28 protein-coding genes are annotated in these 22,735 nt (G+C 37.3%); all 28 read left to right on the top strand.

All coding sequences use genetic code 11. The annotated features are described in order from the left end of the window. The first annotated feature begins 1 nt into the window (after position 1). The 28 genes from trmFO to flhB all read left to right on the top strand — a co-directional run bounded on the left by trmFO (position 2) and on the right by flhB (position 22,722). Complete coding sequence (gene trmFO / locus MKX96_RS13350; RefSeq protein WP_340884080.1) at positions 2-1,312, top strand: FADH(2)-oxidizing methylenetetrahydrofolate--tRNA-(uracil(54)-C(5))-methyltransferase TrmFO; 1,311 nt, start codon at positions 2-4, stop codon at positions 1,310-1,312. Positions 1,313-1,382: 70 nt separating this feature from the next. After that, a complete protein-coding gene (gene xerC / locus MKX96_RS13345; RefSeq protein WP_445678195.1) occupies positions 1,383-2,276 on the top strand; it encodes a tyrosine recombinase XerC in 894 nt (297 codons plus the stop codon). 17 nt (positions 2,277-2,293) lie between these two features. After that, positions 2,294-2,854, top strand: a complete 561-nt coding sequence (gene hslV, locus MKX96_RS13340) for an ATP-dependent protease subunit HslV (RefSeq protein WP_340884077.1) — start codon at positions 2,294-2,296, stop codon at positions 2,852-2,854. Further along, the gene (gene hslU / locus MKX96_RS13335; protein ID WP_340886045.1) at positions 2,841-4,235 is read left to right on the top strand and encodes an HslU--HslV peptidase ATPase subunit; all 1,395 of its coding nucleotides are present in this window, start codon (positions 2,841-2,843) and stop codon (positions 4,233-4,235) included. The genes hslV and hslU overlap by 14 nt, the downstream gene beginning before the upstream one ends. 87 nt (positions 4,236-4,322) lie before the next feature. Next, complete coding sequence (codY, locus tag MKX96_RS13330; protein WP_169358587.1) at positions 4,323-5,102, top strand: GTP-sensing pleiotropic transcriptional regulator CodY; 780 nt, start codon at positions 4,323-4,325, stop codon at positions 5,100-5,102. 284 nt (positions 5,103-5,386) lie between these two features. Next, a complete protein-coding gene (gene flgB / locus MKX96_RS13325) occupies positions 5,387-5,779 on the top strand; it encodes a flagellar basal body rod protein FlgB (RefSeq protein ID WP_340884073.1) in 393 nt (130 codons plus the stop codon). 3 nt (positions 5,780-5,782) lie between these two features. Next, entirely contained in the window at positions 5,783-6,244 is a 462-nt protein-coding gene (gene flgC, locus MKX96_RS13320) for a flagellar basal body rod protein FlgC (protein ID WP_340884070.1), read from the top strand. Between the two features lie 19 nt (positions 6,245-6,263). Next, a complete protein-coding gene (gene fliE, locus MKX96_RS13315; protein ID WP_340884068.1) occupies positions 6,264-6,569 on the top strand; it encodes a flagellar hook-basal body complex protein FliE in 306 nt (101 codons plus the stop codon). Between the two features lie 56 nt (positions 6,570-6,625). After that, positions 6,626-8,212: a flagellar basal-body MS-ring/collar protein FliF gene (gene fliF / locus MKX96_RS13310; RefSeq protein ID WP_340884065.1), complete on the top strand. Its 1,587-nt coding sequence runs from the start codon at positions 6,626-6,628 to the stop codon at positions 8,210-8,212. A gap of 12 nt (positions 8,213-8,224) precedes the next feature. Continuing rightward, positions 8,225-9,244 (top strand): flagellar motor switch protein FliG, encoded by a 1,020-nt coding sequence (fliG, locus tag MKX96_RS13305; protein ID WP_340884063.1) that lies wholly within the window; start codon positions 8,225-8,227, stop codon positions 9,242-9,244. Then, positions 9,228-10,007, top strand: coding sequence for a flagellar assembly protein FliH (fliH, locus tag MKX96_RS13300; protein WP_340884061.1), 780 nt, complete (start codon positions 9,228-9,230; stop codon positions 10,005-10,007). The genes fliG and fliH overlap by 17 nt, the downstream gene beginning before the upstream one ends. Before the next feature lie 5 nt (positions 10,008-10,012). After that, positions 10,013-11,335, top strand: a complete 1,323-nt coding sequence (gene fliI / locus MKX96_RS13295) for a flagellar protein export ATPase FliI (RefSeq protein WP_340884059.1) — start codon at positions 10,013-10,015, stop codon at positions 11,333-11,335. 1 nt (position 11,336) lies between these two features. Further along, the gene (fliJ, locus tag MKX96_RS13290) at positions 11,337-11,786 is read left to right on the top strand and encodes a flagellar export protein FliJ (RefSeq protein ID WP_340884057.1); all 450 of its coding nucleotides are present in this window, start codon (positions 11,337-11,339) and stop codon (positions 11,784-11,786) included. A 7-nt stretch (positions 11,787-11,793) separates the two neighbouring features. Continuing rightward, positions 11,794-12,393, top strand: coding sequence for a MotE family protein (locus tag MKX96_RS13285; protein ID WP_340884055.1), 600 nt, complete (start codon positions 11,794-11,796; stop codon positions 12,391-12,393). A 35-nt stretch (positions 12,394-12,428) separates the two neighbouring features. Beyond that, on the top strand, positions 12,429-13,646 hold the full coding sequence (locus MKX96_RS13280; RefSeq protein WP_340884052.1) for a flagellar hook-length control protein FliK: 1,218 nt from the start codon (positions 12,429-12,431) through the stop codon (positions 13,644-13,646). Positions 13,647-13,648: 2 nt separating this feature from the next. Next, positions 13,649-14,287: a flagellar hook assembly protein FlgD gene (flgD, locus tag MKX96_RS13275; RefSeq protein ID WP_340884049.1), complete on the top strand. Its 639-nt coding sequence runs from the start codon at positions 13,649-13,651 to the stop codon at positions 14,285-14,287. Positions 14,288-14,308: 21 nt separating this feature from the next. Further along, the gene (locus tag MKX96_RS13270; RefSeq protein WP_340884045.1) at positions 14,309-14,689 is read left to right on the top strand and encodes a TIGR02530 family flagellar biosynthesis protein; all 381 of its coding nucleotides are present in this window, start codon (positions 14,309-14,311) and stop codon (positions 14,687-14,689) included. 74 nt (positions 14,690-14,763) lie between these two features. Continuing rightward, a complete protein-coding gene (gene flgG / locus MKX96_RS13265) occupies positions 14,764-15,690 on the top strand; it encodes a flagellar basal body rod protein FlgG (protein WP_340884042.1) in 927 nt (308 codons plus the stop codon). 299 nt (positions 15,691-15,989) lie between these two features. Next, complete coding sequence (locus MKX96_RS13260; protein ID WP_169358601.1) at positions 15,990-16,211, top strand: flagellar FlbD family protein; 222 nt, start codon at positions 15,990-15,992, stop codon at positions 16,209-16,211. Further along, positions 16,201-16,632, top strand: a complete 432-nt coding sequence (gene fliL, locus MKX96_RS13255; protein WP_169358602.1) for a flagellar basal body-associated protein FliL — start codon at positions 16,201-16,203, stop codon at positions 16,630-16,632. Before MKX96_RS13260 ends, fliL begins: the two co-directional genes overlap by 11 nt. A gap of 28 nt (positions 16,633-16,660) precedes the next feature. Then, a complete protein-coding gene (gene fliM / locus MKX96_RS13250; RefSeq protein ID WP_169358603.1) occupies positions 16,661-17,659 on the top strand; it encodes a flagellar motor switch protein FliM in 999 nt (332 codons plus the stop codon). Further along, the gene (gene fliY, locus MKX96_RS13245; protein ID WP_340886042.1) at positions 17,652-18,836 is read left to right on the top strand and encodes a flagellar motor switch phosphatase FliY; all 1,185 of its coding nucleotides are present in this window, start codon (positions 17,652-17,654) and stop codon (positions 18,834-18,836) included. Before fliM ends, fliY begins: the two co-directional genes overlap by 8 nt. Positions 18,837-18,855: 19 nt before the next feature. Continuing rightward, complete coding sequence (locus tag MKX96_RS13240) at positions 18,856-19,218, top strand: response regulator (RefSeq protein ID WP_340884036.1); 363 nt, start codon at positions 18,856-18,858, stop codon at positions 19,216-19,218. A 48-nt stretch (positions 19,219-19,266) separates the two neighbouring features. After that, positions 19,267-19,914 (top strand): flagellar biosynthetic protein FliO, encoded by a 648-nt coding sequence (locus MKX96_RS13235; RefSeq protein WP_340884034.1) that lies wholly within the window; start codon positions 19,267-19,269, stop codon positions 19,912-19,914. Beyond that, positions 19,907-20,572 carry a flagellar type III secretion system pore protein FliP gene (gene fliP, locus MKX96_RS13230; protein ID WP_340884032.1) on the top strand — a complete coding sequence of 222 codons (666 nt, stop codon included), beginning with the start codon at positions 19,907-19,909 and terminating at the stop codon, positions 20,570-20,572. Before MKX96_RS13235 ends, fliP begins: the two co-directional genes overlap by 8 nt. A 12-nt stretch (positions 20,573-20,584) precedes the next feature. After that, entirely contained in the window at positions 20,585-20,854 is a 270-nt protein-coding gene (gene fliQ / locus MKX96_RS13225) for a flagellar biosynthesis protein FliQ (protein ID WP_144538065.1), read from the top strand. A 4-nt stretch (positions 20,855-20,858) separates the two neighbouring features. Continuing rightward, entirely contained in the window at positions 20,859-21,635 is a 777-nt protein-coding gene (gene fliR / locus MKX96_RS13220; protein ID WP_298471196.1) for a flagellar biosynthetic protein FliR, read from the top strand. A 1-nt stretch (position 21,636) separates the two neighbouring features. Beyond that, a complete protein-coding gene (gene flhB, locus MKX96_RS13215) occupies positions 21,637-22,722 on the top strand; it encodes a flagellar biosynthesis protein FlhB (protein WP_340884029.1) in 1,086 nt (361 codons plus the stop codon). Positions 22,723-22,735: the final 13 nt, after the last annotated feature.

Raw genomic sequence — 22,735 nt, 5'->3', positions numbered from 1 at the left:
CATGACTGAAATAGTAAACGTTATTGGAGCAGGTTTAGCTGGAAGTGAGGCTGCTTGGCAAATAGCTAGCAGAGGAGTTAAAGTACGTCTCTTTGAAATGCGACCTGTTAAACAGACTCCAGCTCACCATACAGATAAATTTGCTGAGCTTGTTTGCTCTAACTCTCTTAGAGCAAACAACTTAACTAATGCTGTTGGGGTTATTAAAGAGGAAATGCGTATGTTGGATTCTCTAATCATCTCCTCAGCGGACAATAGTAGTGTTCCTGCAGGCGGTGCGCTTGCCGTAGACAGACATGATTTTGCAGGTAGAGTTACTGATTCTATTAAAAACCACCCACTAATTGAGATTGTAAATGAAGAAGTTACAGAAATTCCAGAAGGTATTACAGTGATTGCAACAGGTCCTTTAACATCCCCAGCTCTAGCCGAGAAGGTAAAAGAGGTTACTGGTCAAGATTACCTTTACTTCTATGATGCAGCTGCACCTATCGTTGAAAAAGATAGTATCGATATGGACAAAGTATACTTGAAATCTAGGTATGACAAAGGGGAAGCGGCTTATTTAAACTGTCCAATGACTGAGGAAGAGTTTAATCGCTTCTATGATGCTCTTATTGAGGCAGAGGTTGTACCATTAAAGGAATTCGAAAAGGAAATTTATTTTGAAGGCTGTATGCCAGTAGAGGTCATGGCTGCAAGAGGCAGAAAGACGTTGCTATTTGGTCCTATGAAGCCGGTAGGCCTAGAAGATCCTAAGACAGGAAAAAGACCATATGCTGTAGTTCAACTAAGACAAGATGATGCTGCCGGTACTCTTTACAATATCGTAGGGTTTCAAACACATCTAAAATGGGGTCCGCAAAAAGAAGTACTAAAGCTAATTCCTGGATTAGAAAATGTGGAGATAGTAAGATATGGAGTAATGCATCGCAATACGTTCATTAATTCGCCATATGTTTTAAAGCCAACATATCAGCTAAAAGCTAACGAACAAATCTTTTTTGCTGGTCAAATGACAGGTGTTGAAGGCTATGTTGAATCAGCCGGAAGTGGGTTATTAGCTGGCATAAACGCTGCAAAATTGGCAAAAGGTGAAGAACTAGTTGTATTCCCAGCCGAGACGGCTCTAGGGAGCATGGCCCGTTATATAACAGAAGCCAACCCGAAAAATTTCCAGCCAATGAATATTAACTTTGGCTTGTTCCCAGAGCTACAACCTAAAGTAAGAGATAAGAAAGTACGCACAGAGCAGATGGCTAATCGAGCACTAACAACAATTCAAAATTTTATGAAAAGTACATCGATATAATTGCTAAAAGCCTCTAAAAAGTTGTATACTTTTAGAGGCTTTTACAATAGATGAATTGGAGTGGTTACTTGTGATTGGTAAAGAGGAACTTCATTCTTTTATTGCACATATACAATTAGAAAAAAATTATTCTAATCTAACAGTTCGAGAGTACGAAAAAGATATTATTCAATTTTTAAAGTTTATAGAGGCGGAGGGTGTCCAAGAATTAAATGACGTTGAATATATTCATGCTCGGTTGTATATTACTAAGTTGTATGATGAAAATTTAGCAAGAACGTCTATTTCTAGGAAAATCTCGTCAATCCGATCTTATTACAAATTTTTAAACAAGGAATATAGTATTCGAGACGATGCTTTTCAATCTTTGTATCATCCGAAAAAAGAAACGAGATTACCACAATTTTTCTATGAAGAGGAAATGGAAAAGTTATTCGAGAAAAATAAAGGGACAGATCTATTGTCTGTTCGAAATATTGCCATACTTGAATTATTATATGCAACTGGGATGCGTGTGAGCGAACTTATTTCCATTGAAAACAGTCATATAGATAGTAGTTATGGTGTAGTGCGGGTTATGGGTAAAGGAAGAAAAGAGAGATACATACCAGTGGGAGACTATGCACTTGCTGCAGTTGAAGAGTATATGCATACTAGCCGACCTAAGCTGATGAAAAAGACTTCTCATCCATACTTATTTGTGAACAATCGAGGTGAGCATCTTACTACTGATGGGGTGCGTTATATCTTGAATAGTATGATTAAAAAAGCTTCTATGCATACAACTATATATCCCCATATGCTTCGCCATACATTTGCTACTCACCTACTTAACAATGGTGCTGATTTAAGAAGTGTCCAAGAGCTGCTAGGGCACGCTCATCTCTCCTCGACTCAGGTTTATACTCACGTAACGAAAGAGCATTTAAGAAAAACTTATATGAATGCCCACCCAAGGGCGTAACTACAGGAGGTCATACAATGGGTTCAATTCATGCAACTACTATATTTGCAGTTAGTCATAATGGAAGCTATGCAATGGCAGGCGATGGTCAAGTTACTTTAGGAAATCAAGTGGTAATGAAGCATACAGCAAAAAAAGTTAGAAGATTATTTAATGGTCAGGTTATAGCTGGTTTTGCAGGTTCTGTTGCAGATGCTTTTACGCTTTTCGAGATGTTTGAAGGAAAATTGTTAGAGTACAATGGTAATCTTCAACGAGCTGCAGTCGAGTTAGCTAAACAATGGCGTGGGGATAAAATGCTACGCCAATTAGAAGCGATGCTTTTAGTAATGGATAAAAAGCACTTGTTGCTTGTCTCTGGTACCGGAGAGGTTATAGAACCCGATGACGGTGTTTTGGCAATAGGCTCAGGTGGTAACTATGCATTAGCAGCAGGTAGAGCATTAAAGCAATATGCTGGAGACAAGTTGAACGCAAAGGAAATTGCAGAGGCTGCTTTGAACACAGCTGCAGACATTTGTGTGTTTACAAACCATCAAATAATTGTGGAGGTATTAGGTGAACATGAAGGAAACTAACTTAACCCCTAAACAAATAACAGAGCACTTAAATAAATATATTGTAGGCCAAGAAACAGCAAAGAAGGCTGTAGCAGTTGCTTTACGCAATCGTTATAGAAGACAAATGTTAAACGAAGAAATGAAAGCAGAAGTGATCCCGAAAAATATTTTGATGATTGGACCTACAGGTGTAGGGAAAACTGAAATTGCGAGAAGGATTGCCAAGCTAACAAAAGCCCCTTTCGTAAAGGTAGAAGCGACTAAATTTACAGAAGTAGGGTATGTAGGTAGAGACGTAGAATCTATGGTTAGAGACTTAGTAGAGGCTGCTATTCGTATTGTAAGAGAAGAAAAAATGGAAGAAGGTAAGGATCAGGCTATACGTTTAGCTAATGATGCTATTGTAAAGCTTCTTGTACCTTCTCTTAAAAAGAAGAATGCGGGACAAAATCCCTTTGAAGCTTTATTTGGTGGGAAGCCTGAAGATGATTCATCAGACACCGAGGATACAGATGTACGTATAAAACGTTCTCAAATTGCCGAAGATTTAAGAGATGGCAAGTTAGAGGATGAAATAGTAACGGTAGAAGTAACAGAACAGTCACCATCTTTATTCGACGCTTTACAAGGTGGAGGAATGGAAAGCATGGGCATGAATATGCAGGATGCTCTTTCTAACTTAATGCCTAAGAAAAAGAAAAAAAGAAAAATGAAAGTAAGAGACGCTAGAAAAGTATTAATTCAAGAAGAAGCGGGTAAATTAATTGATAACGATGAGTTGTCACAAATTGCCATTGAAAAGACGGAGCAAACAGGTATTATTTTTATAGATGAAATGGATAAAATCGCTAGCAAAAATGGTGGAAGCTCTTCTGCTGATGTATCTCGTGAAGGGGTGCAAAGAGATATATTACCAATTGTAGAAGGTTCAACAGTTACGACAAAATATGGAGCAGTAAAAACAGATTATATACTGTTTATTGCTGCTGGTGCTTTCCATATGTCTAAGCCTTCTGATTTAATCCCTGAACTTCAAGGACGCTTTCCAATTCGTGTAGAGCTTGAGAAGCTTACGAAGGAAGACTTTGTCCGAATTCTAAAGGAACCTCATCAGTCGCTAATAAAGCAATATGAGGCTTTGTTATTAACTGAAGAAGTAACTATTTCTTTTTCAGATGAGGCAATTGAAAGAATTGGGGATATAGCATATCAGGTAAACCAAGAAACCGATAATATCGGAGCAAGACGTCTTCACACGATTTTGGAGAAAATTTTAGAAGACCTATCTTACGAGGCTTCAGATATTTCACCTGCTCAAATACAGATCACTCCTGCTTATATTGACTCTAAACTTGACAATATTGTGAAAAACAAAGATTTATCACAATTTATACTTTAAAATCCGATTCTTATTACTTTCAAAAACAATTAAAAACCTTTAGAATATTAAAATAAATAGGAAAATTACAATGGAGGCTTTATTTAAATGAATTTATTAGACAAAACACGCAAAATTAACTCGATGTTACAGGCATCTGCTGGGAAACCAGTTAACTTTAAAGAAATGGCTGCAACATTAAGTGATGTAATAGAATGTAACGCATTTATCGTTAGCAGAAAAGGAAAGCTATTAGGGCACGAAGTACACCAACAAATCGAAAATGATCGTATCATTAAAATGATGGAAGAGCGTCAATTCCCTGAGGAATATACAAAAAATCTTTTCCACGTTAGTGAAACGTCATCTAATTTAGATGTATATAGTGAACACTCTGTATTCCCTGAGGAAAATAGAGAATTGTTTAAAGATGGTTTAACTACAATTGTTCCTATTATTGGTGGTGGTGAACGTCTGGGTACACTTATTCTAGGACGTCTTAAAGATGAGTTCCAAAACGATGATTTAATCTTAGGTGAGTATGGTGCTACTGTAGTTGGTATGGAAATCCTACGTGAAAAGTCAGAAGAAATTGAAGAAGAAGCTAGAAGCAAAGCAGTGGTACAAATGGCTATTAACTCATTATCATATAGTGAATTAGAAGCTATTGAGCACATCTTTGAAGAATTAGATGGAAACGAAGGACTTTTAGTAGCATCTAAAATTGCTGACCGTGTAGGAATCACTCGTTCTGTTATTGTTAACGCTCTTCGTAAACTGGAAAGTGCTGGAGTTATCGAATCAAGATCTCTTGGTATGAAAGGAACTTATATAAAAGTTCTAAATGATAAATTTTTAGCAGAACTTGCACAACTTAAAATGCGATAATAATCCAATAAATGGAGCCTACTCTAGAAATTTCTAGAGTAGGCTTTTTTTTGTTTATATTTATAATAGTTCTAAACTAAAAAAAGTTTTTCCAAAAATCGTCAATTATCTCCAAATGTGACAATTATATTGTCGAATTTTTATAAAAAAAGGATAAAAGTCCTACAAAAATGCAAGAAATAGAATAGACACTGTGAAACATTTTCTTTACAATTATATTATTGTGTTTTTAATAGAAAATTAATAAAAATGACTCATAAAAAATAGTTAAGGGGGGTAAAAAAATGGGAATTTTTAACGGTACTATTGAGAGTTTAGAACGAGGTTTGAATTTTGCATCTATGAAACAAAAGACTATAGCGCAAAATATAGCGAATGTTGACACACCGAATTACAAAGCAAAAAGTGTTAACTTTAACGATTTCTTAGAAAATGCTAAAAAGACTTCCATTTCAGCCTACCGCACAGAAGAGAGACATCTTGACTTTAAAGCCAGTCAAAGTTCACACGGAGCATTTGACTATTCCAATCTAAGATATAGCAGCAATGGCAATGGGGTAGACATGGATAAGGAACAGGCTAATCTAGCGACAAACCAACTATACTATAATGCTTTAGTCGATCGGGTTAGCGGTAAGTTAAATTCTCTACAAACAGTTATTAAAGGAGGCGGCTGATAAGTGTCTATATTTCATGGGATGAACACTACAGCATCTGCACTTACTGCTCAACGCTTACGAATGGATGTTATTTCTTCTAATATGGCCAATGCTGAAACGACACGAGCGAAATTGGTCGATGGGGAATGGCAGGCATATAGAAGGAAAACGGTAACTCTACAACCAATAGAAGGCTCTTTTTCTAGCATTTTAAATGTAGCAAGAGGAAATTCTAGTAAAAGTGGGGTAGGAAATGGGGTAAAGGTCTCGGGAGTTAAAGAGGATGCAGAAACACCCTTTAAACTTGTATATGATCCTACACATATTGATGCAAACGAAGAAGGCTATGTGGCAATGCCTAATGTTGACCCTTTAAGAGAAATGGTTGATCTTATCTCCGCTACGCGATCATACGAGGCGAACGTCACTGTCTTTAATGCAAATAAGGCAATGCTTTCAAAGGCACTTGAAATAGGAAAATAGAAAGAAGGTTTAACGCTTTATGGCTATTGAATCAGTATCTATGTTTAATGTAGCACCGGTAAACGCACCTGTAGCTACCAATAAGTTAAGTCCAGCTCAAGCCCAAGAAAACTTTGGTGAATACCTTCAAAGTGCTATCAATTCGGTGAATGACTCGCAGAAGGCTTCAGATGTAGCGACAAACAAACTAATCAGTGGTGGGAATATAGAACTTCACGAAGTTATGATTGCATCACAGAAGGCAAGTATCGCATTAAATGCAACATTAGAAGTACGTAATAAAGTTGTAGAAGCATACCAAGAAATCATGCGTATGCAGGTTTAGTCCTCGGTTATTGTAATATATCGAGCTAAAATATTCACCATAACCGGAGGATAAAGATGAAAGAGCGTATAACTAAAATTAAAAGTGATATAACAACGTTTTGGAAGAGTCGTTCTAAAGGTCAAAAAGGTACGATTATCGGAGGATTCTTAGGTGTAATTATTATTGCAGCTATCCTAACCTTTTTCTTGACGAAGACGGATATGACTCCATTATATTCTGAGGTAGCCCCTTCTGAAGTAGGGCGAATAAAAGAAAATTTAGATTCTAAAGGTATACCAAATGAAATAGCAGCTGGCGGTACTTCTATATTAGTGCCATCGGAACAGAAGGATACTTTATTAGTCCAAATGGCGGCTGAAGGATTTCCTCAATCAGGTATGATCGATTATAGCTTCTTCTCTCAAAATGCAGGATTTGGGATGACTGATAACGAGTTTAATGTATTAAAGCTAGCTACCACTCAAACTGAGCTTGCAAATTTGATTAAAAGTGTAGAAGGTGTTAAGGAAGCGAAGGTAATGATTACCTTACCTGAAGAGGGTGTATTTTTATCTCAAAGCAACGAGGGAGCAAGCGCTTCTATTGTGCTAAATACAGAACCAGGCTATCAATTTTCAGAAACACAAATAGCTTCGCTATATAATTTAGTATCTAAATCTATACCGAACTTGTCTACAGAAGATATCGTGATTAGAAACCAATTCCTAGAATATTTTGACCTACAGCAGGCAAAGGGATCTAATGGAACATCGGTGACGGATCAAATGACGTTAAAGAAAACGATTGAAAGAGATTTACAACGTCAAGTGCAAACAATGCTTGGAACTCTAATGGGACAAGATAAAGTAGTAGTCTCGATTACTACAGATATCGATTTTAAACAAGAAAATCGAGAAGAAAATCTCGTAGAACCAGTCGATGTAGAAAATATGGCTGGAATTGAAATTAGTGCTCAGCGTATTTCTGAAACGTTTACGGGTAACAACCCCGTAGCTGGTGGTACTCCTCAAGGAGAGGATGCTACTGATAACTTCACTAACTATGTCGAAGGAACTACTGCTAATGGAGATTACGAAAGATCGGAAGATACAATAAACAATGAAGTAAATCGTATCAGAAAAGAAATTGTCGAAAGCCCATATAAAATTAGAGACATAGGTATACAAGTAATGGTTGAACCACCAGATGCAGAAGATGTTGCATCCTTACCGGACGATATACGAGGAGACATCGAACAGATGCTTGCTACGATTGTAAGAACTTCTATCGACAAGGGCGTAGGAGAACTAACAGAGGAACAAGTCGAAGACAAGATTGTAGTTTCGGTTCAAGAGCTGAGAGGGAAAACCTCGGTTGCTGAAGTATCTTCTCCAACAATCCCTTGGTGGATATATGTAATTGGTGGAATATTATTAGTCTCCATTATTCTTCTAGTCATTAGTTTACTTCGTTCAAGAAGAAGTGATGAAGAGGAAGAATTACTAATTGTTGAAGAGGCAAGAGAGATACCAAAAGTTGATGATATTAATAATGAAAAAGAAACAGAATCTACTTTAAGACGTAAGCAGCTAGAAAAAATGGCAAAAGACAAGCCAGAGGAATTTGCAAAGTTATTACGTACTTGGATAGCAGAGGATTAAGGAGGGACGGCTATGAGTAAAAAAGAGAAAGAAAAAGAATTAACAGGTAAGCAAAAAGCCGCGCTCCTATTAATTTCTCTAGGACCAGAAGTGTCTGCTTCCATTTATAAGCATTTAAATGAAGAAGAAATTGAGCGATTAACTCTAGAAATTTCTGGAGTGAAAAAAGTAGAACCAGAAATAAAAGAAGGTATTATAGAGGAATTTCATCATATTGCCCTAGCACAGGATTATATATCACAAGGTGGTATTGGCTACGCAAGGACAGTTCTTGAAAAGGCACTTGGTAGTGAGCATGCTCAAGCAATTATCAACCGATTGACGTCCTCCTTACAAGTTCGTCCTTTTGATTTTGCTAGAAGAGCAGAGCCAACGCAGCTGTTTAACTTTATACAAAATGAACATCCTCAAACGATTGCTTTAATCTTATCTTATCTTGAACCACAGCAGGCGGGGATTATTTTATCTTCCCTGCCTCAGGAAGTACAAGCAGATATCGCTAGAAGGATTGCAACAATGGATTCTACTTCACCGGAAGTGATTAGTGAAATTGAATCAGTGCTTGAGAGAAAACTTTCCTCTACGGTAACTCAGGACTTTACAGAAACTGGCGGTGTAGATGCAGTTGTAGAAGTACTAAATGGTGTTGATCGAACTACTGAAAAAACCATTTTGGATGCTCTAGAGATTCAAGATCCAGAGCTTGCAGAAGAGATTAAAAAGAGAATGTTTGTATTCGAAGATATCGTTACGTTGGACAACCGTTCTATTCAAAGAGTTATACGTGATTGTGAAAATGAAGATCTTATTCTTTCTATGAAGGTTTCAAGTGAAGAAGTGAAGGATATACTCTTCCGTAATATGTCTACTCGTATGGCAGAAACGTTTAAAGAAGAAATGGAAATCATGGGACCTGTCCGACTACGCGACGTAGAAGAGGCCCAAAGTAGAATTGTATCGGTTATTAGACGTTTAGAAGACGCAGGTGAAATTATCATTGCCCGTGGTGGAGGAGATGACATTATTGTCTAAAATTTTCCGAAACGTACAAATGGATGGTAATGCTGAAAAATTCCGTCCGATTCATATAAGAAATCTTAATGTAGAAGAGACAAGTGATGGAACACCGATCGCTATAAAGGAAAGCTTCAATATAGAGCGCAGCAAAATGTTGGATGAGGTCAACCAAGAAATAACAACTAAACAAAAGCAGTTGCAATTAGAAGTGGAAAATACTCGGCAACAAATTCAACAGGATCTAAATGAATGGAATAACCAGAAACTTAGCTATCAACAAAGTGCTTATGAAGAAGGGTTTGCACAAGGTCTAGAAGAAGGTAGGCAAAAAGCATTGGCTGACATGCAAAGTTCACTAAAAACAGCCAACGAAGCGATGCAAACAGCATATGAAAATGCTGCTGCCTATTTACAGCAACAAGAGCAAGTAATTCTTGAATTGAGTATTCGAAATGCAGAGCGCATTATTGGGGTTAAATTAGAGGAAGATCATGATTTGTTTTTGTCTATTGTTCAAAGGGGCTTAAAAGAAGCTCGTGAAATGAAAGAAATAAAAATATATGTATCCCCGTATTATTTCAATCTAGTATCTAAAAATCGAGAAGAGCTTGCTTCTATCTTCCCGATAGACGTGCCATTTATGATTTTCGTGGACGAAGAAATGAATGATACAGATTGTTATATTGAAACAAATCGTGGTCGAATTGTTGTAAGTATTGACGAACAAGTAAAAGAATTAAGACGTAAGCTAGTTGATATTCTTGAAAGCATGGAGTGAGAGTAATGAAAGCAATCGATTTAATCCAACAAATACCAAATGTCTCTACTTTTAAAAAGTACGGCCGTGTAAATCGTGTAGTTGGATTAATGATTGAGTCGCAAGGCCCCGAGAGCTCTATTGGAGATGTATGCAAAATCCATATTAATTCTGCTAAAAATGGTCCATCTGTCATTCTTGCTGAAGTAGTAGGCTTTAAAGAAGAAACTGTCGTCCTAATGCCTTATACAAATATACGTGAAATTTCCACAGGGTGTTTAGTAGAGGGAACAAACAGTCCTTTAGAAATAAAAGTAGGTCCTGAGTTAATTGGGAAAGTACTTGATTCCATGGGAAATCCAATTGATGGAACGGTATTACCGAAAGGCTTGAGTACAGTTGGTACCGAACAAGATCCTCCAAATCCTTTAACTAGACCACCTATTCATGAGCAAATTGAGGTGGGTGTGAAGGCGATTGATGGTATGCTTACAGTCGGAAAGGGACAAAGGGTTGGTATTTTTGCTGGTTCAGGTGTAGGTAAAAGTACCCTGTTAGGAATGATTGCAAGAAATACGAATGCTGATTTAAACGTAATTGCCCTTATTGGAGAACGTGGCAGAGAGGTTCGAGAGTTTATTGAACGTGATCTTGGCAAAGAAGGATTGGAAAGGTCAATCGTGGTAGCTGCTACTTCTGACCAGCCAGCTCTTATGCGTATTAAGGGAGCATTTACTGCGACTGCTATTGCGGAGTATTTTCGAGACAAAGGCTTAAATGTCATGCTAATGATGGATTCGGTTACCCGAGTAGCGATGGCTCAACGGGAGATAGGATTAGCAGTTGGTGAACCACCAGCTACAAGAGGATATACTCCCTCCGTATTTTCTATTTTACCTAAGCTGTTAGAAAGAACGGGCACAAATGAAAATGGAAGTATTACAGCGTTCTATACGGTCCTCGTAGATGGAGATGATATGAATGAGCCTATTGCTGATACAGTCCGTGGAATACTTGACGGTCATATCGTGCTTGATAGGGCGCTAGCCAACAAAGGGCAGTTTCCTGCTATCAATGTGTTAAAAAGTATAAGTCGTCTAATGAACCATATTTCAGATGAACAGCATGTAAAGGCTGCTGAAAGGCTGCGTGAGCTTTACTTTACTTACAATAAATCAGAGGATTTGATCAATATAGGGGCATACAAGCGAGGAACTTCCAAAGAGATTGATGAGGCCATTCAATATGAACCTTTAATTACTGCTTTTTTAAAGCAAGGATATTTGGATAAAGTTTCTTTGGACACTAGTGTACATGAATTAGTGATGTTATCAGGCGGAGGAGCTTAAGATGGTTGCTTATCAATATAAATTTGCTAAGGTGCTTACGGTTCGTGAACAGGAAAAGTCAGAAACAGAAATAGCATACAAAGAATCAGTTAATGCCTTTGAACAGGTTGCTACGGAACTATACAATCTTTTGAAAAAAAGAGAGTCTACTCTAGACACTCAAAACGATTTGCTGTCCAATGGATTAAGTATTGATGGAATACATCATTATTCTAATTTTCTAGAGAGCCTACAAAAAAGAATTGAAGTTGTACAAAAAGAGGTTATACAGGCTAGGTCCAAGATGAACTGGTATGAGGAAAGACTGTTGGAAAAAAGCTTAGAGGTTCGGAAGTTCGAAAAAATGAAAGAAAAGGATTTTGAAAGTTTTCAACAAGAACAGTATCGCTTAGAAGCAATTGTTTTAGATGAGATTTCTTCCTTAAAGTTTCAAAACAAAGAGATTAGGTGAGTAAAGTATGGCACAAAAGAATAATCAAAAGAAAAGCCTTCATACGATGAACAACGAGCCAAGAAAAATCGGCTTAGGCAAGAAAATATTATATTTGTTTATTATACCGCTTCTCTTTGCTTTGGCTCTCCTTTTAACTTTTGCCCAAATAACAAATATTAATGTATTTGAAAAAGCTAAAGAATTTACATCATTTGGTGAGGATAAGCCATTGGATGACAATACAAAATCAATCCGCTTAGAAGAGCGAGTTGTTTCACTGCAAGCAGAGATTCAGCAAAAAGAAGTACAAATTAATCAACTACATGACGAAATAGAAAACTCTGAGAAATCCCAAGAATCCCTGTTGTTAGAACAGGAAAACCTTTTGCAGGAAATTGAAGAACTGAAGAGACAAAATGAGCAATCAAAGAGAGATTATGCCGAGGTAGTTTCTACCTTCGAAAAAATGTCTGCAAAATCAGCAGCTCCCGTTATCTCGAATATGAGTGACGCAGAGGCAATGAGAATTTTGGCCAGTTTAAAACCAGATACAGTTGCAAAAATTTATGAAAAGATGTCTCCTCAGGATGCCGCTAAATATACTGAGCTAATGACTAAGCAGTAAATCGTGTTTTGCATGTGAGAGGAGGTGAAAGAAAAATGAACATAGCGATTGTTAATATGAGACCTCCTGTAGCTGTGCAACTTAAAACAGAGTTACCAACAGGCAACAGTCAAGCCTTTGGGAATGTATTTGGACAAATTCTTTCCAGTCAGTCTGTACCATCTGTAAATGTGGAAAGTCCTGTGAATACAGAACAAAGTCTTATCCAAGATTTACTTTCTCTATTAGATGTCGAATCCATAGAGGATGCTCAGAATTTACTTCAAACGGATGAACTACTAGTAGATTCGAAACAATTACATCAATTGTTAAATAAACTGCTAAGCAAACTTGAAGATTTGGAGAATCATCCAGATCAGAAACAGGATGTCTGGGAAATTCTAGCGAATGTAATGGAACAGCCTCAAAAGCTTGTTGACTCTATCATCTTATCCTTGAATGGTCAACTGGCAGCTCAAATAGAGCCAAAACCTTTACTTAGTCCTGTGGAAGCAAAACAAACAGTAGAACTTTTAAAGGTGGTCCAACTTATAGGAAACAAAAGTGATTTGACATTCAAACAAGAAACTACACTTTTTGATCTAAAACAAACGTTGGAAACTTTAAAGGAAAACTTAACAAATTTATCAATGACACAAGGTAGAAACACTACTCCCGTAACTAAAGCATTTATACAACAAGTGGTAATGAATCAATCAGTAACTAAAGGAACGAGTTCAGAAGTAGTAACAGAAAGTAAAGAGACCACTTCTGTAAATCAAGGTCAGACAACCACTGTACAAACAAAAGTAGAAACAGTGTCCATGACTCTCCCTACACAAAAATCTGCTCAGTCAGAGGAGTTTCTAAAAGAGCTTCAAAAGGTGATGAATCGGGTACAATTTGGACAAGCAGCAGGAGCTAATAGATTAGTGATTAAGCTATATCCCGAACAGCTTGGAACGATCCGCATTGAGTTGATACAAAAGGATGGAATCTTAACTGCAAAAATGCTTGCTTCAACTGCCTTAGGTAAAGAGCTGCTTGACACGCATTCTGGTCAATTAAGACAAGGACTGGCAAACCAAAATATACAAATTGAGAAGCTGGAAATTACCCAGGCTTTGCAGGATGCAGCAAAACAGGAGAAAAACCAAGGCTTCCAAGACTCTACTTTTAAACAGCATAGACAGCATGAAGAGCAAGAAGAAGACTCGGATGTTTCAGATACACAAACCACGTTCCAAGAATTCCTAAGTGAAATAGAGGTATAAAAATGGCTGATTTAACACCAATTACAAGCAATATGTACCTGTCATCTAAAAAAACGACTAAAACAACGGGTAATAGTACGCTCGGAAAAGATGAATTTTTAAAAATATTGATGACACAACTTCAAAATCAGGATCCTACAAATCCAATGAAGGATAACGAATTCATTGCTCAAATGGCACAGTTTTCTTCCTTAGAGCAAATGACGAATTTAACGAATGCCTTTGAAAAGTTTGCCCAGGCACAAGAACAAACCCAAATGATTGAATACAGCAATTTTGTTGGTAAGCAAGTGAAATGGCACGAGCTGACAGATAAAAAAGATGAAGACGGTAAGCCAATTACGAATGAAGGAACTGGCTCTATAGCTGGAGTTAAATTCGTAAATGGTAGTGTAGAATTTACTCTATCTGATGGTAAGAAAATAACACCAGGCAATATCTCAGAAGTATTATCAAGCAATGCAAGCTCTAATAGTTTAGTAGAGGCAAGTATGATGATTGGAAAAACCATTGGTTACACTGCTGAAGCTGGACAAACTACAGGTGTTGTTGAATCCGTCTCTAAAAAAGATGGTGCGATTGTATTTAATCTTTCCGGTGGTACAACGATAACAGCAGATAAAATTAATTCTATTCAATAATAAATAGAACGGAGACTTGCAATGGACCAAGTTACTATTAACCGCGTCTCCCTGCAGCCAGGTATCCGTCAACCAATAACAGCTAAGCAAGTCACACCGCCCAAACAGGCGTTTTTACAGCATTTACATGAAGCCACGGTAAAAACAGAATTAAAGGTAAGCAAACATGCCAATCAGCGATTACTAGAAAGAAATATTCATATTTCAGATGCGCAGTGGCAGCTTGTAAGTGACAAAGTATCAGAAGCGCGCTCCAAAGGCGTCAAGGACTCATTAGTATTGATGGAACAAGCAGCTTTAATCGTAAGCGCAAAAAATGCCACGGTTATCACTGCAATGGATCGCAAGGAAGCAAACAATCAATTGTTTACCAATATAGACGGCACAATAGTGCTAGGATAGCAGGACCTATAAAGGATGCTATGTGCAGTGGACTGATTGAAGCTAGCACACAAATCGAAGGGAGAAATTCATCAATGATTCGCTCAATGTACTCAGGTATCTCAGGACTTAAAAACTTTCAAACAAAATTAGACGTAATAGGTAACAACATCTCTAACGTAAATACTTACGGATTTAAAAAAGGTCGTACTGTTTTTAAAGATTTGATTTCGCAGACTACTTCTGGTGCTTCAGGTGCTTCAGAAAATAGAGGTGGAGTCAACGCAAAGCAAGTAGGTTTAGGGTCTCAATTAGCTTCAATTGACACTATTCATACTGGTGGCTCTCTACAATCAACAGGTAATACACTAGACCTTGGATTGTCTGGAGATGGATTCTTTATTGTTGGAGAGACGAATGCGACTCCGGTGCCTGGAGGAGCGGCAGCAGGATTACAAAATTTTCAGTACACTCGTGCAGGAAATTTTTATATGGATGCAAATGGTTACTTAGTTAATGGAGAAGGAAAGTATGTTTATGGATTTAGTGAAAATATGGAGGATGCTGATACAACTGGAACTCCAGCAGTACCAGGGACAGCCCCTAACTATTCCATCGCTCCAGATGGAACACTTACAGGGACAGTAGGACCCATTCGAATTCCTACTAACGCTAAAAGTATGTCAATATCTCAAGATGGTACTGTAACTTTTGTTGATGCATTCAATGAACTGCAGTATGCGGGAAAACTTATTACTGCTAAATTTCCAAACGCGGGTGGTTTAGAGAAATCGGGCAGTAACTATTACACACCTTCAAGTAACTCAGGGGATCCTATGTTCAGTTTTGCCGCTCAAAATGGAGTAGGGTCAATCGAATCAGGCTTCCTAGAAATGTCTAACGTTGATTTATCTGAAGAGTTCACAGACATGATCGTAGCACAACGTGGATTCCAAGCTAATACTCGTATTATCACAACTTCAGACCAAATCTTAGAGGAATTAGTTAACTTAAAACGATAATCTTCAATAGTGTCCATTTCATAAATAACATTTTACAGAGTAAACACGAACATATTCTAGTTATTGATTGGAGCGAAAGGCGGCGACTCCAGCGGGATAAGGGAGTCAGATAAGACATCACAACCACGCGCACAAGCGATGGGTGGTGGCTTATCGCTCACCCCGCGGAAAGCGTCAGCCTGAAGCAAAAATCAATTCTACATTATTCTTTAAAATAAAAATATGAAATAGATTCAGTTTAATAGTTTGATTGTAAGGGAGGGGTGGGCCGTTCCTTGAATGGCCCGGCCCTTAAATAAATGATTAGTTTAACTCGTTTAAACGGTAAAGAGTTTTCGTTAAATGCATTATACATAGAGACGATTGAATCTTTTCCAGATACTACGATAACGCTAACGAACGGTCATAAATATGTGGCGTTAGAATCACGAGAAGATGTGTATGAAAAAATCGCTCAGTTCTACAAGGAAATACATATTTTATCGAATCCTTATTTAAGAGGTGAACAGGATGAAGAATAACAATAAGCTATTAACAATGATGCTAATTATTTTAGTTTCTCTTACTTTGGTAGGTGTGGTTGCAATTTTACTATATTTTCAATTCAATAAAGGTGAAGAAGCTAACGAACCTACTATTGATGAGATTGTCGAGTCTTCTGTGGACATTCAGGAAATTACAACTAATTTAGCAGGCGACAAATTTATCCGGATTTCTATGAAAGTTCAAACGGATAGTACAAAAGCGGCAGAGGAACTTACAAAACGTGATTTCCAAGTGAAGAATATTTTGATCACCGAGCTTTCGGAAATGACTCCAGAGGATTTAGAAGGTAAGCAGGGAAAGCTAACCTTAGAGTCCTCGCTTAAAACTAAAATAAATGAATTGATGAATGAAGGAGAAGTACAGCAGGTTTATATTACTTCTTATATTATTCAGTAAAGTACTTTTTTGAATGGAGGTGGGCAGATTGGCAGGAGATATATTATCTCAATCAGAAATAGATGCATTGTTAAGTGCCCTTTCGACAGGTGAAATGACAGCGGACGAAATGAAGAGCGAACAGGAATCAAAGAAAATTCGTACTTATGATTTTAAGAGAGCTCTGCGTTTCTCGAAAGACCAAATACGAAGTTTGACACGTATACATGAAAATTTCGCACGTCTTTTAACCACATTTTTTTCTGCCCAGTTAAGATCATATGTTCAAATATCTGTAGTGTCCGTAGACCAAATTCCTTTTGAAGAGTTTATACGCTCTGTTCCTCATATGACACTCATTAACGTGTTTGAGGTTCCTCCTCTAGAAGGCAACATTCTAATGGAGATAAATCCCAATATCGCATATTCCATGCTGGATCTGTTAATGGGAGGGAAGGGTCAGACACATACAAAGGTAGATAATTTAACTGAAATAGAAACAAAGATAATGACTAATCTCTTTGAAAAATCCTTTGATAATTTAAGAGAAGCTTGGAGTAATATAGCGGATATCGATCCAATCTTAACGGAATTAGAGATAAACCCGCAATTTCTACAAATGATTTCGCCAAATGAGACGGTAGTTGTCATATCGTTTAATACGGTTATTGGAGAAACAAGTGGAATGATTAATATTTGTATTCCTCATGTAGTATTAGAACCAATTGTACCTAACCTATCTGTGCGCTATTGGATGCAAACGAATAAAAAAGAAGTGTCACCAGAACAATTAGCAGTCCTTAAAAAGCGTGTTAAATCAGCAGAAATACCAGTCGTGGCTGAATTAGGTTCTACTGAAATCACGATGGAAGATCTTTTATATCTTCAGTTGGGTGATGTGATTCAATTAAATGCAAAAGTTGAAGATGCTCTTACGATTAAAGTAGGCGATATACCAAAGTTTAAAGCACAACCTGGTAAGCTTAAAAAGAAAATGGCAGTACAAATAATTGAAACTTTGAAAGGAGGAGAGGATGATGATGAGTGATGATATGCTCTCCCAAGAAGAAATTGAAGCCCTCCTACGTGGAACGGTTGATAATGTGAAGGAAGAAAAAGAAAGCTCAAAAACGAATATTGAAGATTATTTAGATTCTTTTGCTATAGACACATTAGGTGAAATTGGTAATATATCTTTTGGAAGCTCTGCTACTGCTCTATCTTCCTTATTAGGTCAAAAAGTGGATATTACTACTCCACATATTAGCATGATTAATAGAAGTAAATTAGTAGAAGAATTTCCTCACCCTTATGTAGCTGTACAGGTTCAATATACAGCTGGATTAATAGGGATGAACCTATTAGTTATTAAGCAATCAGACGCAGCAATCATTGCTGATTTGATGTTAGGTGGGGACGGGATCGACCCAAGTCCTCAAATGAGTGAAATTCAATTAAGTGCCGTACAAGAGGCTATGAACCAAATGATGGGCTCTGCAGCTACTTCAATGTCCACTGTATTCAATAAAAAGGTAGATATCTCTCCACCTTCCATAGATATTTTAAATCTGATCGAAGGGGAAGGGGAGGAAGCGATCCCTAATGATGACTTACTTATTAAAATATCTTTTAGACTACGAGTAGGAAGCTTAATAGATTCTAATATTATGCAGCTTATACCATTAGAATTTGGTTTAAGCCTTGTTAAGACACTTCTGGGAGGGGGAGAAGATGCTCAGCCAGAGGCAGCAGCAACGATATATGAGGAAAGAGTAGAAACTAACCACGTATCTGCTCCCGTACCAGACTATTATGAAGCACCACCAGTTCAACAATCAGTTGTACCACCAGTTCAACAGCCAGTAGCACCGCAGCATCAACCAAGACAAAGTAATACACCACCTGTAGAGGTGCAACAAGCTCAATTTGCTAGCTTTGAAGCAACAAATCTTACACCTAATGAGTCTAGAAATTTAAATTTACTGCTTGATATTCCTCTTCAAGTAACAGTAGAATTAGGTCGTACTAGAAGAACGGTGAAGGAAATTTTGGAACTTACTAGTGGTTCTATCATAGAATTGGATAAATTAGCCGGAGAGCCTGTAGACATCCTTGTAAACAATCGTCATATTGCCAAAGGGGAAGTTGTAGTAATTGATGAGAACTTTGGTGTTCGAATTACAGATATTCTAAGCCAGGCGGAACGAATTAATAATTTACGATAAGTAATGGAGGAGACATATTATGTCGAAAAGAATTTTAATAGTGGACGATGCTGCATTTATGCGCATGATGATTAAAGATATTTTATCAAAAAATGGTTTTGAAGTAGTAGGTGAAGCGGCTGATGGATTACAAGCTGTAGAAAAGTACGCTGAACTTAAACCAGATTTAGTAACGATGGATATCACGATGCCTGAAATGGACGGTATCGAGGCTTTAAAGAAAATTAAAGAAAAAGATCCTAGTGCAACTATTATTATGTGTTCTGCAATGGGACAACAAGCTATGGTTATAGATGCCATCCAAGCAGGGGCAAAAGACTTTATCGTAAAGCCATTCCAAGCTGACCGAGTAATTGAAGCAATCTCTAAAGCGATAGGGTAAGAAATGATGTGGAAGCTTTACCTAAATATTTGTATAGCATGTTTTCTATTGATATCTTTTCCGTTAGGTACTGAGGCATCTGTAGATTCAAATGAAAGTATTAAAGAGAATTTTGAACGTATAAACAAGGGAACTGCCCCAGAGGCAGAGCCCGAGGAAAACAAAAAATTAGACCAGGAAGAAAATACTCCACTAGAAGGTGATTCAAGTGGAGTGTCTATTACAGCCTGGGATTACATTAAAATGATTTTTGCCTTGTTATTTGTAATTGCTTTATTGTACGGACTATTACGTTTCTTAAATAAACGAAACCGAAGTTTCCAGCATAACCAGCTCATCCATAATCTTGGAGGAGTTGGGGTTGGTCAAGGCAAGTCAATTCAGTTAATGCAAATTGGCAACTCTCTCTATTTAGTAGGGATTGGAGAAAATATAAATTTACTGAAAGAAATTACAGATCCTCAAGAAATAGAAGAGTTAACAAAGCTATATGAGGATAAGCTTGGAACTGCTCAAACGCTTCCTTATGTTATGGAGTTAATGAATAAACTAACAAAAAACAAGACTCAAAAGGCAAAAAATAACGAAAATCCTTCATTTAATGAAACGTTTCAAAAGAAGTTAGAAGATATAAAAAGAGACCGTAGTGAAGTATTAAAGGATTGGAAGACAAAGGAGCGCAAAAACAATGAATGATTTCGTCCAATTCTTCTCGGACAGCGATCCGTCAAATGTCTCCACTTCTATCAAATTAATGCTTTTACTAACGGTTTTATCTTTGGCACCGAGTATTTTAATATTAATGACTTCCTTTGCTAGAATTATAATTATTTTATCTTTCGTTCGTACAGCTTTAGCAACCCAACAAATGCCACCTAACCAAGTATTAGTTGGTTTAGCCTTATTCTTAACGTTTTTTATCATGGCACCAACACTCCAGGAAGTGAATGAAACTGCCTTGACTCCTCTCTTTGATGAAGAGATTACGTTGGAACAGGCATATGAAAATGCTAGTGGACCATTTAAGGAGTTCATGAGTGAACATACAAGGCAAAAGGATTTAGAACTATTTCTAAGGTATACCGAAGCAGAACGACCAGAATCGATTGATGATATTCCATTGACAGTAATGGTACCTGCTTTTGCTTTAAGTGAAATTAAAACAGCCTTTCAAATAGGCTTTATGATCTTTATCCCTTTCTTAGTAATTGACATGATTGTGGCAAGTGTCCTAATGTCGATGGGGATGATGATGTTACCACCGGTAATGATATCCTTACCATTTAAAATTTTATTGTTTGTGTTAGTGGACGGATGGTATTTAGTTATGAAGTCCATCCTACAAAGTTTTTAGGAGCTGATTGTATTGAGTAATGAAATGGTAATATCAATTGCAGAAAGAGCCATTTGGGTCATTCTTCTTGCATCAGGTCCTCTTTTGTTAGTGGCTTTAATAACAGGTCTTGCAGTGTCTATCTTTCAAGCAACAACGCAGATTCAAGAGCAGACTCTTGCATTTGTTCCTAAAATTATTGCAGTTTTAGTGGCTATCGTCTTTTTTGGACCATGGATGCTATCACAAGTGACCTCCTATGCTGCAGATATTTTTGAAAACTTAGTGAGATATATTGGTTAGTTCAATGGAAGAGATCATACCTAGCCTAACTGTATTACTATTAATTATTGCAAGAGTTTCAGCGTTCATGATTACATTGCCACTGTTTTCACATCGTACTATTCCGGCTACGCATAAAATTGCCTTTGCCGTAATTCTTTCATGGATGATGTATTACACGATGGATGTGAGTCCTTTTGAAATTAACGGAGAATACATATTATTAATCATCAAGGAAGTAATGGTAGGTTTATTTGTAGGGTTACTAGCTTATATCATTCTTTCTGCAATTCAAATTGCTGGCGGATTTATCGACTTCCAAATGGGGTTTGCAATTGCCAATGTAATAGACCCTCAAACTGGAGCCCAAAGTCCTTTGATAGGACAATTTTTAAATATTATTGCACTTTTATTATTGTTAGCTTTAAATGGTCATCACTTGCTCTTAGATGGAATCTTTTATAGCTATCAGTTTATCCCTATGGAAACGACTTGGCTTGCTTTTGGACAAGAAAATTATGTGGAATTCATTATGAAAACATTTGCGGGGGTTTTTGCAGTAGCCTTCCAGATGTCTATTCCTATCGTGGCGACTCTGTTTCTAGTAGACATCGCATTAGGAATAACAGCTCGTACTGTTCCTCAATTAAATATTTTTGTAGTGGGATTCCCTATAAAAATTGGGGTTACATTTATTGTGTTATTAGTCATGATGGGAGTCTTACTGGCTGTTATGCAAAAAGTATTCGAGATGATGATTATCGCTATGCGAGATTTAATGATAATTTTAGGTGGTGGCTAATATGTTGATGCTCCGATTGGATTTACAGTACTTCGCAGGAGAAAAGACAGAAAAGGCTACTCCTAAAAAAAGACAGGATTCTCGAAAAAAAGGACAAGTGCTAAAAAGTCAGGATGTCACAAGTGCCATTGTGTTACTAGCAGTATTCGTCTTTATGTTTTTCTTTGCAGGATTTTTACGAAATGAGATTTTTACTTTCTTCAATGTTACTTTTACAAAGTATATGTTAATGGATTCCATTTCCATCCCCATAGCTATTGAGATTTATAAGGATATGCTGATGGAAATGGCGATGATTTTGCTCCCTATCATGTTAGTAGCTGTAGTTGCTGCTGTTGCGGCGAACTTCTTTCAGTTTGGCTTGTTATTTACGACGGAGCCTTTGAAATTTGATTTGAAGAAAATAGACCCGATAAAGGGACTTAAGCGAATCTTTTCGATGAGGGCAATCATTGAACTATTAAAATCCATTCTTAAGATTACATTTATAGGATCTGTTACAACGATGATTTTATGGTTGAACCTTGAGCAAGTGCTCTCTTTATCCTTCAAAACTGCTTGGGACACCTTATCAACAATAGGCTGGCTTACAGGAATGATGGGTATTGTTGCTTCCCTTGTCTTGTTGTTTATATCGATCTTAGATTTCTTCTATCAGCGCTTTGATTACGAGAAAAATTTGAAGATGTCTAAGCAGGATATAAAAGACGAACATAAGAACTCAGAGGGCGATCCTATTATTAAATCACGTATTCGGCAGAGACAAAGAGAAATGGCCATGCGTCGAATGATGCAGGAAATTCCTACAGCTGATGTTGTCATTACGAATCCTACTCATTATGCTATTGCACTAAAGTACGATGACCAATCAATGGAAGCCCCAATCGTAGTGGCGAAGGGTGCCGATTACGTTGCTCAAAAGATTAAAATGATTGCTAAGGAAAATGACGTGGTAATGGTTGAAAATCGGCCACTGGCTAGAGGGATGTATGACCAGGTAGAAATTGGTCAACGAATTCCCGATGAATTCTTTAAGGCGGTAGCTGAGGTATTAGCTTATGTGTATCGCATTAAACAAAAAATTTAAAGATTGAGGTGGA

The organism is Psychrobacillus sp. FSL W7-1493, assembly GCF_038004905.1.
Taxonomy (GTDB): domain Bacteria; phylum Bacillota; class Bacilli; order Bacillales_A; family Planococcaceae; genus Psychrobacillus.
The sequence above is the reverse complement of the archived record's forward strand: the minus strand, read 5'-3'. Positions and strand labels throughout refer to the sequence as shown.

Excerpts from the sequence above, each read along its gene's own strand:
- trmFO (WP_340884080.1), top strand. The coding sequence starts at position 2 with ATGACTGAAATAGTAAACGTTATTGGAGCAGGTTTAGCTGGAAGTGAG.
- hslV (WP_340884077.1), top strand. The coding sequence starts at position 2,294 with ATGGGTTCAATTCATGCAACTACTATATTTGCAGTTAGTCATAATGGA.
- hslU (WP_340886045.1), top strand. The coding sequence starts at position 2,841 with ATGAAGGAAACTAACTTAACCCCTAAACAAATAACAGAGCACTTAAAT.
- codY (WP_169358587.1), top strand. The coding sequence starts at position 4,323 with ATGAATTTATTAGACAAAACACGCAAAATTAACTCGATGTTACAGGCA.
- flgB (WP_340884073.1), top strand. The coding sequence starts at position 5,387 with ATGGGAATTTTTAACGGTACTATTGAGAGTTTAGAACGAGGTTTGAAT.
- fliE (WP_340884068.1), top strand. The coding sequence starts at position 6,264 with ATGGCTATTGAATCAGTATCTATGTTTAATGTAGCACCGGTAAACGCA.
- fliF (WP_340884065.1), top strand. The coding sequence starts at position 6,626 with ATGAAAGAGCGTATAACTAAAATTAAAAGTGATATAACAACGTTTTGG.
- fliG (WP_340884063.1), top strand. The coding sequence starts at position 8,225 with ATGAGTAAAAAAGAGAAAGAAAAAGAATTAACAGGTAAGCAAAAAGCC.
- fliH (WP_340884061.1), top strand. The coding sequence starts at position 9,228 with ATGACATTATTGTCTAAAATTTTCCGAAACGTACAAATGGATGGTAAT.
- fliI (WP_340884059.1), top strand. The coding sequence starts at position 10,013 with ATGAAAGCAATCGATTTAATCCAACAAATACCAAATGTCTCTACTTTT.
- fliJ (WP_340884057.1), top strand. The coding sequence starts at position 11,337 with ATGGTTGCTTATCAATATAAATTTGCTAAGGTGCTTACGGTTCGTGAA.
- MKX96_RS13285 (WP_340884055.1), top strand. The coding sequence starts at position 11,794 with ATGGCACAAAAGAATAATCAAAAGAAAAGCCTTCATACGATGAACAAC.
- MKX96_RS13280 (WP_340884052.1), top strand. The coding sequence starts at position 12,429 with ATGAACATAGCGATTGTTAATATGAGACCTCCTGTAGCTGTGCAACTT.
- flgD (WP_340884049.1), top strand. The coding sequence starts at position 13,649 with ATGGCTGATTTAACACCAATTACAAGCAATATGTACCTGTCATCTAAA.
- MKX96_RS13270 (WP_340884045.1), top strand. The coding sequence starts at position 14,309 with ATGGACCAAGTTACTATTAACCGCGTCTCCCTGCAGCCAGGTATCCGT.
- flgG (WP_340884042.1), top strand. The coding sequence starts at position 14,764 with ATGATTCGCTCAATGTACTCAGGTATCTCAGGACTTAAAAACTTTCAA.
- MKX96_RS13260 (WP_169358601.1), top strand. The coding sequence starts at position 15,990 with ATGATTAGTTTAACTCGTTTAAACGGTAAAGAGTTTTCGTTAAATGCA.
- fliL (WP_169358602.1), top strand. The coding sequence starts at position 16,201 with ATGAAGAATAACAATAAGCTATTAACAATGATGCTAATTATTTTAGTT.
- fliY (WP_340886042.1), top strand. The coding sequence starts at position 17,652 with ATGAGTGATGATATGCTCTCCCAAGAAGAAATTGAAGCCCTCCTACGT.
- MKX96_RS13240 (WP_340884036.1), top strand. The coding sequence starts at position 18,856 with ATGTCGAAAAGAATTTTAATAGTGGACGATGCTGCATTTATGCGCATG.
- fliP (WP_340884032.1), top strand. The coding sequence starts at position 19,907 with ATGAATGATTTCGTCCAATTCTTCTCGGACAGCGATCCGTCAAATGTC.
- fliR (WP_298471196.1), top strand. The coding sequence starts at position 20,859 with ATGGAAGAGATCATACCTAGCCTAACTGTATTACTATTAATTATTGCA.
- flhB (WP_340884029.1), top strand. The coding sequence starts at position 21,637 with ATGTTGATGCTCCGATTGGATTTACAGTACTTCGCAGGAGAAAAGACA.